Genomic DNA, 16,096 nt, shown 5'->3' on the forward strand with positions numbered 1-16,096 from the left:
GGCTCCTCCGACGCCGCGCTACCGGTCGCCGCCCGACGCGCGGACGTGCACCTGACCTGGGGCGAACCGCCGGATGCCGTGGCGCGGAAGGTGAAAACCGCCGAGCACGTTGCAGCGAAGCGAGTCCGGCTGCGCACAGCAGGCCGATGCCGAACATGGCCACCCAGGGCAGCGCGGGCATTCCCGCCGACCGGGCGAGGTCGAGCACGCTCCCGGTCGCGAGGTTGCCGATCATGATCCCGACCCCGCAAACGGTGTTGTACAGGCCGTAGTGCGTCGCGACGATCTTGTTCTCGGACAGGTTCACGATGGTGTCCATCTCGAACGGGAAGACGATCACCTGCGCCAGTCCGATCAGCGCGGCGGACAGGACCAGCGGAACGGCCCGCAGCACGACCTCCGTCACCGAAATGCTGCCGGTCGCGGCCGGTAGTGCGGCGGTGAGCAGCGGTGGGATGAACGCCGTGCCCATCACCAGCAGTCCGACGACGAGGCACACCCCGGGTTCCCAGCGCTGCTTGCACCAGGCGGTGATGCGCATCTGCCCGGCGATGGCCAGCAGTCCCGACACCGCGAAGAGCGACGCGACCGTCGCGGTTCCGGCCAGACCGTCGCCGGCGAGCCGTCGGGCCTCCAGGGGCAGCGCCAGGTAGACCTGGAACGACAGCACGTAGGTGCCGATCATCGCGATGGAGAACAGCACGAAGGACCGGTTGGCCAGCACCGTCCGCCAGTCCGCGAGGACCGAGCGCTCAGCGGTCGCCTCGCGTGCCGCCTTGCGCTGCGGCAGGGCCCGGACCTGCAGCACGGTCAGCGCGGCGAAGACCGCCGCGGCGGTGAAGCACGTCGCCTGGAACGCGATGCCGGTCAGCGCCATGCCGACCAGCGGGCCGAGCAGGATTCCCGACTGGTAGAAGATGTTGAACAGCGCGAACGCTTCCACCCGCCGCTCTCCGGATTCCTGCGACAGGTAGGCGCGAACGGCAGGGTTGAACAGCGCACCGGCGAATCCCGTCGCGGCCGAGGCGAGCAGGAGCGCCGGTACGGAATCCACCACTCCGAGCAGCGCGAAGCCCCCGGTCCGCAACAGGCAGCCCGCGATGATGAGCGGCTTGTACCCGAGCCGGTCCGCGAGCGTCCCGCCGATGAGGAACATGCCCTGCTGCGCGAAGTTCCGGACCCCCAGGACGAGGCCCACGATCCACGTCGCCAGCCCCAGGCCGTCCGACAGGTGCGCGGCCAAGTAGGGGATGAGCATGTAGAAGCCCAGGTTGATGGTGAACTGGTTGATCACCAGCAGCTGCACGGTCCGGTTGAACGACCGGAACTGCTTGAACGTCTGGATCAACGCGGGTCGCCTCCCACTGCCGCCACCGAGCCCGGAGCGGCCGGATCGACCACGTCGTCGCACCGCGTCCAGCGGTCGACCTCGCGTTCCCGCGGGTGGGCCAGCACGTCCGGGTTCTCCGGCGGGGCCGATCCCAGCAGGTCGTGCTGGTGGCAGTACTCGTCGTTGTACACGGTGTCGAAGTAGCGCTGGGGGCCGTCGGGGAAGATCGCGGCGACGCGGGTGTTCGGCCCCTCGACGCGGGCGGCCCAGCCGGCGACCAGGCCGACCGCGCCGACGCTCCAGCCGCCGCTGGCGTAGGTCGTGGTGGCCAGCTGCCGCGCCGACCAGACCGCCTCGGCGGGCCCGACCCAGTGCACCTCGTCGAACGCCGAGTACTCGATGTTGCGCGGGTAGATGCTCGACCCGAGCCCGCGCATGATCCGCTGCCGCGCGGGCTGGCCGAAGATCGTGGATCCGATCGCGTCGACCCCGATGAGCCGCAGCTCGGGGAAGAAGGTGCGCAGCACCCGGGCCACGCCGGCCGAGTGGCCGCCGGTGCCCACCGAGCACACGAGGACGTCGATGCTGCGCAGCTGCGCGACGAGTTCCAGCGCCAGCGGCGTGTACCCGGCGACGTTGTCGGGGTTGTTGTACTGGTCCGGGCAGAAGGATCCCGGGGTGGCCGCCATGTGCTCGGCGACCCGGTCGCGACGTGCCTGCTGCCAACCACCGCTCGGGTGGGGGCTGGTGACCACGTCCACGCGCGCCCCGAACGCCCGGAGCATCCGGTGCATCATCGGTTCCAGACCGGGGTCGGTCACAAGCGTCACCGGGTGCCCGTAGTTGATCCCGGCGAGCGCGAGTCCAAGGCCCAGCGTGCCGCTGGTCGACTCGACGATCGTGCCGCCGGGCTCGAGCTCGCCACGCTGCCGCGCGCGTTCGATCATGTGCAGCGCGGGCCGGTCCTTCATGCCGCCCGGGTTGTGCCCTTCGAGCTTGGCCCAGAACCCGGTGCCGGGACCGTTGAACGGCTGGTCGATCCACAGCACCGGAGTGCTGCCGACGGTGGTGTCGATGGCGTGGTTGTGCGGAGTTGAAGCTGCTGGTCCCGCTGGGGCACCGAGCTGGTGGCCGAATCCGGTGCGGGGGAGGAGTCCTTGCATCACGTTCCTCGTGGTTCGCGCAGGTGGGTGGAATCGGGCGCGCTGGCCCGGGCGGTCGGAGGTCGACCGCCGGGGAGCAGTGCGGCGATTGCGATCAGGAGCGGGTGCGAGGACTGATCAGGTTCGCCAGACGCACGTCAAGCTCAGGATCTCGCGTCCTGGCGTGGAAAACGCTGGGCTCGGCCGGACGACTGCGGAGCTGGTGCGGTGGAACGCGGGCGGGATTCCGTCCGCTGCGGCGTCCGGCGCGAGCGATCCGGTATCCACAGTGGACGTGACGTCCCGCGTCGAGGCGACGCAGTGGGTGTCGCTCGGTCCGTGGTCCGGGTACTCCGGATGTTCGTCGTCGCCGGTCCCGCACGATTGCGAGTAGGTGCTGGATGCGCAGGCGGTGGGCGCTCCGACCAGGGTGTGCGCTGCGCAGACGACGCCCAGCGTCGTCAGGACGACGCAGAGGAGCGAGAGCCGCAGAATGCGGATGGTGGGCAGTCGATCGCGCACGGTCACGATCGTACGCGAGCCCGGCGCGCCGGACCGCAGCGGTCCGGAGCTTGTCTTCCTTCGTGTACTGAATTGTCATTGTGCGGCAATGCCTTTGGGTGAAACCCGTCATGTGCCGCACGCAGAGTCGCCAATACTACCTGGCTTAGTAGCTCGTTCGGGTGAGCTGATCGGATGTTGGGTAGTACTAGATCGGCTAGTGGATCAGGCGGCGGGATCAGACCCCGAGGACGAACGGGCAGGAAGCCATCGCCAGTACGGGTACGAGGGCGATTCCGGCGACCGTCGGCAGCGTGGCTGCGGTCAGTCCCACCACGCCGGAGGCCAGAGCCCGCTTGGTCTTGCCCGGTGCCGCCGTCAGCCCGTTCAAGTGGTGGAGCCGGAGGTCGACGGCGCTGTGGGCCATGCCCAGCGCATCGGCGGGCACGGGGCCGCCGCCGTGGACGTCGGACATGCGCAGCAGTGCCGAGCGCACTGCGCCGGGGCCGTGCAAGTGCGCGGCGGAGCGGTCGGCGGCCAGCTCGACGGCGGTCCGCACCAGCTCCGGGGAGCGGCGCATCAGCGGGAGCCACGGGGCCGACCGGGACAGCGCTTCGGCCAGCCCGACCAGGAGGTGGTGGCGTCCGCGCAGGTGGGCGCGTTCGTGCTCGAGCACCGCGGCGGCATCGGCGCCGAGCTGGTCCCGGACCCCGTCGGTGGCGACCACGAACCCCGGCGTGCCGGCCACGCTGTAGGCCATCGGTTTGGGGTGCGGCAGCCACATGATGGGGAAAGCACCGGACTCCCGGCGTGCCGCGATGTGCAAGAGCTCGAGCTGGCGGCGGTGCGCTCGGCGCTGGTGCCGGGCATGCCGCAGCAGTCCGATGCTCACCCGGGACGACAGGCCCGCGATCGCAGTGAGCAGCAGCAGGCCTGCGGCCAGGTGGAGCTGCGGGGTGGAGCCGTGCTGCAGGGCGGTCCAGCAGTGGTGGAGCAGCTCGACGAGCAGCGGTGCGGGCCCGTGGGCCGGCAGCACGGCGATCGTCAGCGCTGCCGTCACGGTGGCGAAGGTGGTGGCGATCAGGGCGCCCCACGTCATGAGCACGAGCTGCGGGTCCACCCGGCGCCGCAGCATCCGGTTCAGGACGGCGGGGGCGCACCCGGCGACGACCGCCACGCCGAGCAGCAGTGCGATGGCGAGGATCATCGCCGGGGCCGTCGACGGAGCCCGCGGCGCAGCGCGGCGGTCTCGTCGTCCGAGGCCGACTGCGCGAAGTGGAGCAGGACGGCCTCGGGGTCACCGCTGGAGTCGAGCAGCTCGCGCAGCACGCGGGAAGCGGCTTCCTCCCGGGTTTCGGTGGGCGTGTAGAGGTACGCGCGGTTCTGCAGCTCGCGGTCGACCCAGTTCTTGCGGTAGAGGTTGTCCAGGACCGTCATCACGGTCGTGTAAGCGAGATCGCGCGTTTCGTTGAGCTTCGCGAGGACTTCGCGAACGGTCATCGGCGTGGCCGACGTCCACAGCACGTCCATCACGCCGTCTTCGAGTTCTCCCAAGCCCTGCATGCCACCTCCCGCTTTCGCGGTGTCGAGGATACCGGGTTCGGCCGACGGGATCCCTCGCCCGGTCCGGGTGGCTGCGGTGGAGCGGGATGCGGACCGGCCTTCCCCCGGGGGGTGTAGGGCGGGGAGGGCCGGTCCGCGCCTGGTGGCCGCCAGAGCTTCGAATCCGACGACAGGCCAACTATGACAGATAGTAGCAATATTTGGCAACGCGATCGACGTGAAGTTCTTGGTGGGAAACGAAAATATATAAACCTCGTCGGTTAGTACTAGATCACCTAGTAGACAAGGTTCCGGCTTTCGAGTAGCTTTCGGGCGGCTAGTTCGCAAGCTGGGATCGGCCCGCTGCCGGGCGCCCGGCAAGTGCAGAGGAGTAGTTCGAGACGTGGGCTTACAACGCCTCAAGCGATCCGTGGAGGTGGCGCTCGCGGCTTCGGCCGTCGCCGTGGTGGCCGGGACCCTCGCGGTGCCCGCAGGCGCGCAGCCATCCGACCCGGTCAAGGAGTACCAGGAGCTCGGTGCTGAGGCTGCGAAGGCGGAAGAGGACCTCGCCGAAGCCGAGATGGCCCACGACGCCAACCAGGCGGAGCTGGACCGCGCGAAAGAATCGGTCGCGCAGGCCAAGCGGATCGAGGACGGAGCGCTGCGGGAGCAGGAAGAGCTGCGCGGCGAGATCGATCGGCTCGCCGGATCGGCGTACCGCGGCGCTCGGGTGGACGAGTTCACCGCCGCGCTGACCAGCAACGGCCCGGACGAATTCCTCGAGCGGGCAACCATGCTCGGCGCGCTGGCGGACAACAACGAGAAGGTCCTCGCCGGTTACAACGAGGCGCTCGCGCGGGCGCGCAGCTCCCGCGAGCAGGCTCAAGAGTCGGAACTCCGCGCCCAGCAGGCGACCGACGAAGCGGCGCGGCTGCTCGACGAGGTCCAGCGGCGCAAGGACGATCTCGACGAGCGCATCGGCGAGGTCCGGCAGGCGCTCGGCGAACTCGGCGATTCGGACCGGGAGCGCTTGCAGGGTCCGGTCGACACGGGCGCGTACCTCGGCCCGCCGGGCGCGGCGAACACCGCGCTGCAGGCGGCTCTGTCCAAACGGGGCTCGGAGTACGAGTGGGGCTCGAAGGGGCCGACGACCTTCGACTGCTCGGGCCTGACCCAGTGGGCCTACAAGCAGGCGGGCATCTCGATCCCGCCGAGCAGCCGGACGCAGTGGACGGCCGGGACGCCGGTGTCGAGGAGCCAGCTGCAGCCCGGCGACCTCGTCTTCTACGACGACGGATCCGGGGACCCGTCGACCATCCACCACGTGGCGATGTACGTGGGCGGCGGCAAGGTCGTGGACGCGCCCACCGAGGGGCAGCTCGTCGACGTGCGCTCGGTCGAGGGCGACGGTCACTACATCGGTGCGCGCCGGATCGCCGGCTGAGCCCGTAGGTGGTTGCGCGGGGGGAGTGCCCGCGCTAATGTACTGAACGTGTTCAGTGAACATGTTCAGTCACGTGCGGAGAAGCGCGAGGTGACGCGGCAGAAGGTGCTGACCGCGGCCGAGCGCCTGTTCCGCGACCAGGGGTTCGGGGCCACGACGGTCCGCAAGATCGCGGCCGAGGCCGGGGTCAGCTCCGGGACGGTGATGTCGGTCGGGGACAAGGACGCGCTCCTCGTCGCGATCTTCGACATCTGGATCGACGCGGTCCACCGCGCTAGGGCGGACGAGCCGGCCACGGCCGAGCCGACGTCCGCGGTCGACGGCGTCGTGGCCCTGATCGAGCCCTTCGTCCGGTACTTCATGCTCGACGTGGAGCTCTCGCGCGAGTACGCGGCGATCGTCGTGCGCGGAGTGCACGAGTCGGAGATCTTCCGCAGGCTCGCCCAGTCCCTGATCGACGAGATCGCCGGCGCGCTCGCGGGTGCAGGTCTGGACGAAGCCGAATCCGGCCGCGGTGCGCGCGTCGTCTACTTCGCGTACCTCGGCATTCTCATGACCGTCGCGCACGGAACCCTCCGGGAATCGGACGCGATCGACCAGCTGCGCGAGGTGATCGGGTTCGTGATCACCGGAGGAGGACAGCAATGACCGGCTTACCCCACACCTGGTGGCCGACCGCGCTTCTGGCGCTCGTGCTCTTCGGCGACGCGGTGATGTCGCTGAAGCCACCGGTCTTCATCCAGCGCTGCCTGGAAGGGGTCAACCTCCCGCGGGACTGGTGGTGGATCCTCATCGCGGTGAAACTCCTGGCAACGGCGGGCCTGCTGGTCGGCCTCGAGTACCCGGGCATCGCCTTCGCCACGAACGCCGCAGTGATCGCCTACTTCCTCTGCGCGGTCTACGCCCACATCCGAGCCCAGTTCCTGAAGCAGGAGTTCTGGCTCAACTGCCTGGGAATGCTGACCTTCTCAACAGCGGTCCTGGTCTTCTCCTACGCGGTGTAGAGAGGGCGTTGTCAGTGGGAAATGGCAGGGTCCGGTGACATGGACGTACCTGTGATCCGGCGTTCGTTGGCCCTGCACTCCCCGCTGCGGCGCAAGCCGCACGACCTGCTGCGTCAATGGGTCGATCTGGTCGGTCCCGGAACCTCGCCGGAAGAACCGGTGGCCACCCTGGAAGAGCGGATGGCCGAGTTGTTCGCCGCTCCGGCGGCGTTGTTCTTCCCGACTGGAACGATGGCCCAGCAGGTCGCGTTGCGGATACATGCCGAGCGTCGGGGGCGGTGGACCTTCGCGGGACATCCGCACGTGCACCTCGACAACTGGGAGCTGCAGGGCTACAACGCCGTCCACGGTCTGCGCTTCCACGCTGCTTGTGATCGGAACCAGCTGATGACCACGGCTGATCTGGATGCGATCGGTGAACCGCTGGCCGCCGTCGTGTGGGAGTTGCCGCAGCGGGATCTCGGCGGGCTGCTGCCCGAGTGGGCGCAGCTGCGCGAGCAGGTCGAACTGGCCCGTTCACGCGGGGCGGCCGTGCACCTCGACGGTGGCCGGATTTTCGAGGCGCAGCCGTACTACGACCGCCCCCACGCGCAGATCGCCGGACTCTTCGACACCGCGTACGTATCGCTCTACAAAGGACTCGGAGGGGTCCGGGATGCGGTGCTTGTTGGTGATGCGGAGACCATGGCGGAAGCCGCGGTGTGGCGGAAGCGCCTCGGCGGCGCTATCCCGGATGCATGGCCGCTGGCACTGGGGGCTTTGGCGGGGTTGGACCGGCTCGTGCCGCGGATGGCCGAGTTCCGAGATCACGCGGTGGCGATCGCCGCCGAGCTCAACGCGGATGGGACCGTGCGCGCGTTCCCGGACCCGCCGCAGACCTCGTTGTTCCACGTTCACGTGCCTGCCGCGAAGGCCGCGGTCGAGCGGGCTGGGGCCCAGATGATCGCCGAGCACGGCACGCAGCTGTTCTACAAGGTCCGTTCCTCACCGGACCCATCGCGGTGCGCCTTCGAGATCTCGGTCGGCGAGAACGCGATGGAGTTCAGCCCGGCGGAAGTCGTGGAGCTGGTGCGGGAACTGGTGGAGCGCGCGCAGGCCGGCTGGGCCGGGAGGTGAAATCGACTGCTCAGCTGGGGGTTTCGGCTGACACGATGAGGAAGTTCGGCAGGCGGACGTAGCCCTCGATCCCGGGAACACCGCTCTGAGCGGCGACCGCCGGGTCCAGCCCGGGTTCGACGACCTCGCGCAGGCGGCAGCCGAGCGCGGCCAGCTCGTTGAGGTACGCCGACATCGGCCGGTGGAAGTCGGGGGCGTGCCCGGGGATCTCGTACTCCTCCAAGTACCTGCTCGTGCGGTACTCGCCGTGCTCCCGCCAGGAGGTCCAGAGCTGTTCGAACGCCGGGTGGACCACGGAGAACACGAGCAGCCCGCCCGGGCGGAGGGATTCGACGCAGCCGCGCAGCGCGGGTTTCCAGTCCGGGATCGCCATCAGGACCATGCTGCACACCACGGCGTCGAAAGGGCCGCCGAGAGCGGGAAGCCGGGTCAGGTCCGCCTGCACGTAGCTGACGCCCTGGCCCAGTTCGCCTTCCTTCTCCCGCGCGAAGGCGAGCAAGCTCCCAGCCGGTTCGACCCCGACGACGTGTGCGCCCCGCGCGGCGAGCATGCGGCTGAAGTAGCCGTTGCCGCACCCCGCGTCCAGAACCCGTCGGCCGGACACATCACCGAGCAGCCGCAGCTGATCGGGATTGATCAGGTAGCGCTTGGCGAAGTCCCCGTCCGCGGCGGTCGCCTCCAACGCCTCGCGCTCGGCGGAATCGCTCCACTGCTGAATAGCGGTCTCGTTCGTCCACCCAGAAGTCATTGCCCCGACCCTAGTCGGCAGCGGTGGCTCCGGCCGCCACTTCTGGGAAAGACGCCTTCGCGCGGGAAGCAGTCAAGCGCGGCCAGTTCGTTGCAGCGCTGTGTGCCCGCCCGCCGGCTTGGTGATGGGCGGGCACACCGGTCAAAGCGTGTCGAACCACGGCTCCAGGCGGCGGTAGGCGTCCATGAACACGTCGTACTCCCGCGCGTAGCGCTGGTGCGCTTCGGGTTCCGGTCGTTCTTCGGCCCGGTTCTCCGCGAACTTCCGGGCGATCTCGAACGAGTCGAACATGCCGGTGCCGACACCGCCCACGATCGCGGCGCCGAGCGATGTCGCCTCGTCGACGAGTTCCCTGCGCCGCACCGGAACACCCCACACATCGGCGAAGATCCGCAGCAGCACACCGGCGTTCGCGGCGCCGCCGATGGCGTCGACGTGCTCGATGCTCGCGCCGTTCTCGGTGAACGCGCGCAGGCCCGTGTACAGGTTGAACGCCACGCCTTCGAGCACCGCGCGCGTCATGTGCGCCGGGCCGTGGTGGCGGGCCAGGCCTGCGAACACCGCTCGGGCGCGCGGGTTCCAGTACGGCGACCGCTCGCCGAGGAGGTGGGGGAGGAAGTACAGGCCGTCCTCGCTCGCGGCGACCTCCGCGGCGCCGCCGAGGAGGTTCGCGTAGCGGTCCTCGATTCCAGGGGCCAGCGTCGACACGATCCACTCCAGCGAGGCGCCGCCGGCCTGCATCGTGGCCGTGGGCACGAACTGGCCTGGGACGACGTGGTTGAACGTCATCGTGCGCATGCCCGGGTCGTGCAGCGGTGCGTCCGCGGCGAGCGACACCCAGGACGACGAGCCGAGGTAGGCGTAGGCGCCGCAGGTCGCGTCGAGGACTCCGGCGCCGAGGGCGGCCATCGGACCGTCCCCGCCACCGAGGACGACCGGCGTTCCCTCGCGCAGGCCCGTTTCGCGGGCCGCTTCGGCGGTCACCGTGCCCGCGATGGTGGTCGACGGGGCGATCTCCGGGAACAAGCCCCGGTCGAGACCGGCCGCCGCGAACAGGTCGTCGGACCAGTCCTGCGCGGACTGGTCGTAGGCGTTGGTGCTGCTGGCGTCCGACGGGTCGGTGACGATGGCGCCGGTCAGGCGGTGCACCACGTAGTCCTTGGCCAGCACGACGTGCCTGGTGCGGGCGAAGGCTTCGGGTTCGTTGTCGCGCACCCACATCACCTTGGACAGCGAGTAGGTGGGGTTGAGCCGGTGGCCGGTGATCGCGTAGGCCCGCTCCATGCCGATCTCGTCGATGAGCGAACCGGTTTGCGCCACCGAACGCGTGTCGGCCCAGATGATGGCCGGGCGGACCGGGTGCCCCTCGGCGTCGAGCAGGACCGCGCCCATCATCTGGCCGGAGAACGAGACGCCTTCGATCTGGTCGAGCGCTTCGGGGTGCGCGTCGACGAGCCGTCGCGTCGCCGCGCACACCGCGCGCCACCACGCGTCGGCGTCCTGCTCTGCCTTGCCGCGCAGGCCGAAGTCGGTGTCGTAGGTCTCGGTCACCGCGGCGAGGACCCGGCCGGTCTCGTCGACCAGCGTCGCCTTGTCGCCGGTGGTGCCCAGGTCGTGTGAAATGATCATCTTGTCCGCTTTCCCGGGGTCGATCAGCGCAGCGAGAACCCGCCGTCGACGAGCAGTTCCGTACCGCAGCAGAACCCGGAGTCGTCGCTGAGCAGGTACTCGATCGCCGCGGAGATCTCCCGCAGCTCGCCGAACCTGCCGAGCACGGTCTCGGCCTTCCACTGCTCGTGCATGTGCGCTTTGAGCGCGTTGAGCGGAGTGTCGACGTAGCCGGGGGACACCGCGTTCACGCGCACCCCGCGCGGGCCCCACTCGACGGCGAGCGAGCGGGTCAGCGCGCTCACTCCGGCTTTGCTCGTGTTGTAGACCGACTGCTTCTGCGGGTGGTTGACGATCGCGTTGCCCGACATGGAGGCCACGTTGACGATCGCGCCGCCACCGCGGGCGAGCAGTTCGCGCCCGAACTCCCGGCAGGTCAGGAAGACGCCGCGCAGGTTGACGCCCATCACGGCGTCGTAGAGGTCCATCGGCATGTCCTCGGCGGCCACGTCGTCCTCGACGATGCCGGCGCAGGTCACGAGGTCGACCGGAGTCGGGTCCTGCGCGTAGAGCTCGCGCACGACACCGGCCACGGAGTCCTCGGAGCGCAGGTCCACCTGATTCGGCTCGACACCTGCCGGAAGTGCGTCGAGGCCGTCGCGGTCGAGTCCGTGGACGCGGGCGCCCTGCTCGAGCAACGACTGGCACAGCGCGCTGCCGATCCCTCCTGCGGCGCCTGTGACGGCGATGCGGCGGCCGGTGAATCGCTCGGTCATCTCTCCCTCTCCGGGACGGCGGCGGCGACGGCCGCGAACGTCCGTGAGAACGGAAGGCCACACCGCCATTTTGTAGTTTCGCTAGGTTATCTGACTCTCCGCGATCGTTCATTGGGCCAAAAGAGTGACGTCCGTCTCGAGAATTCGCCCGGGAGGCTAGCCTGAGCGACCTCATCTGTGTAGTTTCACTACAACGCGGCGAGTGCGAGGAGGTGCGCATGAGTGGTGCCGAGCGGCCCCCGGGATCACCCCGGGTCGTGTTCTCGGCCCGCGGGGTCGGCAGGAGGTATCCGGGCGTCCGAGCTCTGGAAGGCCTCGACCTGGACGGCTACGCGGGCGAGGTGCTGGCGGTCTGCGGGGCCAACGGAGCGGGCAAGTCGACGTTCGCCCGGCTGCTCGCCGGGCAGGAAGCCCCCGACGACGGCGAGATCCGCGTCGAGGGCCACGACGGCCCGGTCGTCGGACCGGCGGACGCGGAGCGGGCGGGAATCCTGCTGATGCACCAGGAACCGCTGGTCGTCGACGACTTCTCGATCGCGGAGAACGTGTGGCTGTACCGGCTGCGCGCAGGTCGGGACGTCCTGCCGTGGCAGCTCGCGCGGCGGGGCGACGACCAGGAGACGCGGGAACTGCTGCGGGAGGTCGGGCTCGGCGACGTCGACCCGGCGATGCCCGCGCGGCACCTCGCCCCGGGGCAGCGGCAGATGCTCGCGCTCAGCCGCGCCACCGTCACACCGCACCGGGTGCTGATCCTCGACGAGACGACCGCGTCGACGTCGGAGGAGCACTTCAAGGAGATCGAGGAGATGGTCGCGGCCGAGCGCGCCGCGGGCACCGCGGTCGTGTTCGTGTCGCACCGGATGCCCGAGGTCTTCGCGCTGTCGGACCGGATCGCCGTGCTGCGCAACGGAGAACTCGTCGACGTGCTGCGCACCCGGGACACCGATCCCGGCCGGATCACCACGCTCATGATCGGCGAAGCCGTCAGCGCGCTCGACCGGCCGCCCGAGCTCCCCGAGAACGCCGGTCCGCCCGCGCTCTCCGTGCGCGGGCTGCACGCCGGTTCCGCCCAGGACGTGTCCTTCGAGGTCGGCAAGGGCGAGGTCGTCGGCGTCTACGGACTCGTGGGCAGCGGTCGTTCCTCGGTGGCGCGGTCGGTGTCCGGTCAGCAGCGCCCGGTCTCCGGCGAGGTCGAGATCGACGGTGAACCGACGGCGCTCCGCTCGCCGGGCGCGGCGCTGCGCCGCGGCGTGGTCTACCTGACCGAGGACCGCCGCCGGGAGGGGTTCGTCGCCGACTTCAGCAACGGCGAGAACCTGACGCTGTCCACGCTCGGCCGCTCGTCGCGCTTGGGCGTGCTGCGCCGCCGCCGGGAACGCACCCGGGTCGCCGAGCTGATCCGGCGGTTCCAGGTCAAGGGCGGCCCGGACGTGCTGACCAGCACGCTCTCCGGCGGCAACCAGCAGAAGGTGTGCCTGGCCAAGTGGCTCGAGGCGGACCCCGCGGTCGTCGTGCTCGACGAACCGACCAAGGGCATCGACGTCGGTGCCCGGCTCAACATCTACCGGATCATCCACGACCTGTGCCGCGAGAACCGCGCGGTCCTCGTCGTCACCAGCGAGGCGGAGGAGGCGCTGATGCTGTGCCACCGCGTGCTCGTCCTGCGCGACGGGCAGGTGGCCGGCGAGTTCGACACCGCGACGGCCACCACCGATGACCTGATCCGCACTGCCCTGGGAGGTGAGGCGGCATGACCGCCGTCGAGGAGAACCTCGCGACCGGCGCCAGCAGCCCGCCGCGGTCGTTCTGGCGCGATCGCGGCGCGGGCTGGCTGCGCCAGCAGTACCCGCTGCTGATCCTGATCGTCCTGTTCGCGGTCGCGTCGTTGAGCAGCGACGCGTTCCTGACCAGCCGCAACCTGCAGAACCTAGTCCTGCAGATCTCGGTGACCGGAATCGTCGCGCTCGCCCAGCTCCTGGTGGTGGTCTCCGGCGGGATCGACATCAGCGTCGGCTCGGTGCTGGGACTCGCCTGCGTGCTGTCGGCGGGGATGTTCGGCGGGTCGTCAACGCTGGTCGGACTGGGCGTGGCGCTCGTCGTCGGCATGGTCCTCGGAGCGCTCAACGGGTTCATGGTCGCGTTCCGCGGGCTCGAACCGTTCATCGTCACCCTCGGCATGCTCGCGCTGGCGCGGGGTCTGGTCTACGCCTACACCGAGGGCAGCCCGCTGACCCCGTCCGCGCCGAGCTTCACCGCCGTCGGCACGGCGACCGTCGCCGGTGTCCCGGTGCTGGGCATCATCTGGCTCCTCGTCGCCGTCGGGCTCGCGTTCCTGTTGCGCCGCACGGTCTTCGGGCGTCGCGTGTTCGCGGTCGGCAGCCGGGTCGAGGCCGCGCAGGCCTCGGGCATCCCGGTGCGCGGAACCCTCGTGTCCGTCTACGTGATCGCCGGGCTGCTCGTCGGCCTGGGCGGATTCCTGCTGGTCTCCCGCGTCGGCGCTGCCACGCCCACCGCGGGCAACCTGTTCGAGCTCGACGCGATCGCGGCCGTCGTCATCGGCGGCGCCCGGCTCAACGGCGGTCAGGGCAAGGTCGTCGGCACCGTCATCGGTACCGCGATCTTCGGCGTCATCTCGAACCTACTCGTCCTGCTCAACGTCTCGACGTTCCTGCAGGACGCCTTCCGCGGCGCGCTGATCCTGCTCGCCATCGGTCTCGCCACCATCGGCCGCAACCGTTCCCGCAACCACTGAAGAACAACGGAGTTCTGCTATGCGCAAAGTGAAATCCCGCCTGCTGGCCGCCGCTGTCGCCGGTGCGACGACGTTCGCGGTGGCCGCGTGCGGCACCGTCGGATCCGGTTCGGGTTCGGGGCCGCAGCCCAAGCCCGCCAACGAGGTCACCATCGGCTTCGCGGCCCGCCAGATGGACGCGCCCTTCTACGTGGCGATGCAGGCGGTGGCCGAGCAGAAGGCCAAGGAGAAGGGCTTCAAGCTGCTGTTCCAGAACGCCAACGGCGATCCGGTCACGCAGATCAACCAGGTGCAGACGATGCTGTCGCAGGGCGCCGACGTGATCGTGGTCGATGCGAAGAGCCCCGAAACCGAGCGGGCGCAGCTGACCCAGGTCGCCAGCCAGGTGCCGCTGCTGTTCGTCGACACCGGCATCCCGGGCGTGGGCGTGACGTCGATCCAGTCGGACAACCACGAGATCGGCCGCCTGTCCGGCCAGCTCACCGCGAAGCGGCTCGGCGGCGGCAAGACAGTGCAGGTCGGCGTGCTCAACGGCGGGCCCAACGACGAGATCGTCGGCCCGGCACGGCAGAACGGCTTCCTCGACGGGCTCAAGGAGGGCGGCGTCACTCCGCAGGTCGTCGCCTCGGCCAGCGGCAACTACACGCAGGAGGAAGCGGTCCCGGCGACCGAGTCGATGCTGGCCGCCAACCCCGGCATCGGCGTGATGCTCGGCCTGAACGACTCGATGGCGCTCGGCGCCTTGCAGGTGCTGCGCAACCAGGGCAACACCAACGTGCTGGTCGCCGCGTCGGCCGACGGCCAGAAGGAGGCGCTGGCCGAGATCGCCAAGGGCTGCGACAGCCAGTACGTCTCGACCGGGCTGAACTCGCCGGACCTCGCCGCGCACGCCGCGTTCGACACCGCGCTGGGCATCGCCACCGGTGAGAAGGACCCGAAGACCCTGCCGAAGGACACCAACACGCGTGCCGCGGGCATCGGCTGCGAGAACGTCAAGGAGTTCTACAACCCGGAGAGCATCTTCTGATGGGGTCGACGAGGGAAACCGTGCGCCGGGTCCGGGTGCACCCGAGCGGTGAGGTCCGGCTGGAACGCACGCCGCGCCCGGAGCCCGGCCACGGCGAGGTCCTGGTCCGCCCGGTGCTGGTGGGGATCTGCGGCAGCGACACCCACGCGGTCGCGGGCGAGCACCCGTTCATCGACCTGCCGTACGCGCCGGGGCACGAGGCCGTCGGCGTCGTCGAGGCGGTCGGATCCGGGGTGAGCACGTGCCGTCCCGGTGATCGCGTCGTGCTCGAACCGGGGCTCGCTTGTGGACGGTGCCGCCGCTGCGCGGAGGGGCGCTACAACATCTGCGCCGAGCTCGCGGTGTTCGGCTGCCAGACCGACGGTGCGATGAGCGACCTGTTCACCGTCGCCGCCGACCGGCTGCACGTGCTGCCCGACGACGTGGGAGACCTCGCCGCCGCGCTCGTCGAACCGCTCGCCACGCCGGTGCACGCGGTGCGCCGGGCAGGTGTGCGCGACGGGAGCCGGGTCGTCGTGCTCGGTGCCGGGCCGATCGGGTTGCTCGTCGTGGCCGCCGCCCGCGCGGCCGGTGCGGCCGAGATCGCGGTGACCGATCCGATGCCCGACAAGCGCGACCGCGCGCTGCGGCTGGGGGCGGATCTCGCCCTGCCGCCGGACCGCGCGGACGAGATCGCCGGGGGAGTGGACGTGGTCTTCGACTGCGTCGCGACCGAACCGACCGTGCGGCAGGGGATCGAACTGCTGCTGAAGGGCGGCACGTTCGTCGTCGTCGGCGTCCCGGCCGGGCCGGTGGCGGTGCCGCTGCACCTCGTGCAGGACCGCGAGATCACCGTCCTGGGCAGCCTGATGTACGTGCGCGAGGACGTCGAGGCCGCGCTGCGCCTGGTGTCCCGCGTGCCCGTCGACGAGCTGGTCAGCGCGATCTTCCCGCTCGACCGGGCCGCGGAGGCTTTCGCCGCGGCCCAAGACCCTGGCCAGGTGAAGGTGCTGGTCCAGGTTTCCGGGGAGCTTCCGGTGTAGCAGGACTACCCAGATCCCCTTGCGGGGACGTCGAAAACCGCGCGTTCCCCCGCGAACGCGGCGGCGGGGACGACTGTGCCCGCC

16 protein-coding genes are annotated in these 16,096 nt (G+C 70.1%); 8 read left to right on the top strand and 8 right to left on the bottom strand.

From position 1 onward, the window contains the following. The 5 genes from ABTZ89_RS21780 to ABTZ89_RS21800 form a co-directional block, all read right to left on the bottom strand. Nucleotides 1-1,348, bottom strand: a 1,348-nt coding sequence (locus ABTZ89_RS21780; RefSeq protein WP_502949577.1) for an MDR family MFS transporter, incomplete at its 3' end; no start/stop codon positions are given. Beyond that, a complete protein-coding gene (locus ABTZ89_RS21785) occupies nt 1,345-2,493 on the bottom strand; it encodes a PLP-dependent cysteine synthase family protein (protein ID WP_502949578.1) in 1,149 nt (382 codons plus the stop codon). The genes ABTZ89_RS21785 and ABTZ89_RS21780, both read right to left, overlap by 4 nt. 117 nt (nt 2,494-2,610) lie before the next feature. After that, nucleotides 2,611-2,994: a hypothetical protein gene (locus ABTZ89_RS21790; protein ID WP_351047534.1), complete on the bottom strand. Its 384-nt coding sequence runs from the start codon at nt 2,992-2,994 to the stop codon at nt 2,611-2,613. A 217-nt stretch (nt 2,995-3,211) separates the two neighbouring features. Then, nucleotides 3,212-4,180: a M56 family metallopeptidase gene (locus ABTZ89_RS21795; RefSeq protein WP_351047537.1), complete on the bottom strand. Its 969-nt coding sequence runs from the start codon at nt 4,178-4,180 to the stop codon at nt 3,212-3,214. Beyond that, nucleotides 4,177-4,536 carry a BlaI/MecI/CopY family transcriptional regulator gene (locus ABTZ89_RS21800; protein ID WP_270951942.1) on the bottom strand — a complete coding sequence of 120 codons (360 nt, stop codon included), beginning with the start codon at nt 4,534-4,536 and terminating at the stop codon, nt 4,177-4,179. The genes ABTZ89_RS21795 and ABTZ89_RS21800 overlap by 4 nt, the downstream gene beginning before the upstream one ends. A gap of 382 nt (nt 4,537-4,918) precedes the next feature. On the opposite strand from ABTZ89_RS21800, the gene ABTZ89_RS21805 reads away from it, so the two are divergent. From ABTZ89_RS21805 to ABTZ89_RS21820, 4 genes are all read left to right on the top strand, one after another. After that, nucleotides 4,919-5,959: a C40 family peptidase gene (locus ABTZ89_RS21805; RefSeq protein WP_351047541.1), complete on the top strand. Its 1,041-nt coding sequence runs from the start codon at nt 4,919-4,921 to the stop codon at nt 5,957-5,959. Between the two features lie 90 nt (nt 5,960-6,049). Beyond that, nucleotides 6,050-6,607 carry a TetR/AcrR family transcriptional regulator gene (locus ABTZ89_RS21810; protein ID WP_351047543.1) on the top strand — a complete coding sequence of 186 codons (558 nt, stop codon included), beginning with the start codon at nt 6,050-6,052 and terminating at the stop codon, nt 6,605-6,607. Next, a complete protein-coding gene (locus tag ABTZ89_RS21815) occupies nt 6,604-6,963 on the top strand; it encodes a DoxX family protein (RefSeq protein WP_351047546.1) in 360 nt (119 codons plus the stop codon). The genes ABTZ89_RS21810 and ABTZ89_RS21815 overlap by 4 nt, the downstream gene beginning before the upstream one ends. Before the next feature lie 39 nt (nt 6,964-7,002). Then, the gene (locus ABTZ89_RS21820) at nt 7,003-8,079 is read left to right on the top strand and encodes a threonine aldolase family protein (RefSeq protein WP_351047549.1); all 1,077 of its coding nucleotides are present in this window, start codon (nt 7,003-7,005) and stop codon (nt 8,077-8,079) included. 10 nt (nt 8,080-8,089) lie between these two features. Here ABTZ89_RS21820 and ABTZ89_RS21825 read toward each other — a convergent pair whose 3' ends face one another. The 3 genes from ABTZ89_RS21825 to ABTZ89_RS21835 form a co-directional block, all read right to left on the bottom strand. Continuing rightward, nucleotides 8,090-8,827, bottom strand: coding sequence for a class I SAM-dependent methyltransferase (locus tag ABTZ89_RS21825; protein WP_351047552.1), 738 nt, complete (start codon nt 8,825-8,827; stop codon nt 8,090-8,092). 141 nt (nt 8,828-8,968) lie between these two features. Then, nucleotides 8,969-10,456: a xylulokinase gene (gene xylB / locus ABTZ89_RS21830; protein ID WP_351047554.1), complete on the bottom strand. Its 1,488-nt coding sequence runs from the start codon at nt 10,454-10,456 to the stop codon at nt 8,969-8,971. A 23-nt stretch (nt 10,457-10,479) separates the two neighbouring features. Further along, on the bottom strand, nt 10,480-11,211 hold the full coding sequence (locus tag ABTZ89_RS21835; protein WP_270951949.1) for an SDR family NAD(P)-dependent oxidoreductase: 732 nt from the start codon (nt 11,209-11,211) through the stop codon (nt 10,480-10,482). Nucleotides 11,212-11,429: 218 nt separating this feature from the next. Here ABTZ89_RS21835 and ABTZ89_RS21840 point away from each other — a divergent pair, with 218 nt between their 5' ends. Genes ABTZ89_RS21840 through ABTZ89_RS21855 form a run of 4 tightly spaced genes read left to right on the top strand, consistent with a single transcriptional unit; the run spans nt 11,430 to nt 16,012 of the window. After that, nucleotides 11,430-12,965 (top strand): sugar ABC transporter ATP-binding protein, encoded by a 1,536-nt coding sequence (locus tag ABTZ89_RS21840; protein ID WP_270951950.1) that lies wholly within the window; start codon nt 11,430-11,432, stop codon nt 12,963-12,965. Beyond that, nucleotides 12,962-13,963, top strand: coding sequence for an ABC transporter permease (locus tag ABTZ89_RS21845; RefSeq protein WP_270951951.1), 1,002 nt, complete (start codon nt 12,962-12,964; stop codon nt 13,961-13,963). Before ABTZ89_RS21840 ends, ABTZ89_RS21845 begins: the two co-directional genes overlap by 4 nt. Nucleotides 13,964-13,982: 19 nt before the next feature. Then, complete coding sequence (locus ABTZ89_RS21850; protein WP_351047559.1) at nt 13,983-14,990, top strand: substrate-binding domain-containing protein; 1,008 nt, start codon at nt 13,983-13,985, stop codon at nt 14,988-14,990. Next, nucleotides 14,990-16,012 (top strand): zinc-dependent alcohol dehydrogenase, encoded by a 1,023-nt coding sequence (locus tag ABTZ89_RS21855; protein ID WP_351047562.1) that lies wholly within the window; start codon nt 14,990-14,992, stop codon nt 16,010-16,012. Before ABTZ89_RS21850 ends, ABTZ89_RS21855 begins: the two co-directional genes overlap by 1 nt. The last annotated feature ends 84 nt before the right edge of the window (nt 16,013-16,096 follow it).

The organism is Saccharopolyspora sp. NPDC002686, from assembly GCF_040295745.1.
GTDB lineage: Bacteria > Actinomycetota > Actinomycetes > Mycobacteriales > Pseudonocardiaceae > Saccharopolyspora > Saccharopolyspora oryzae.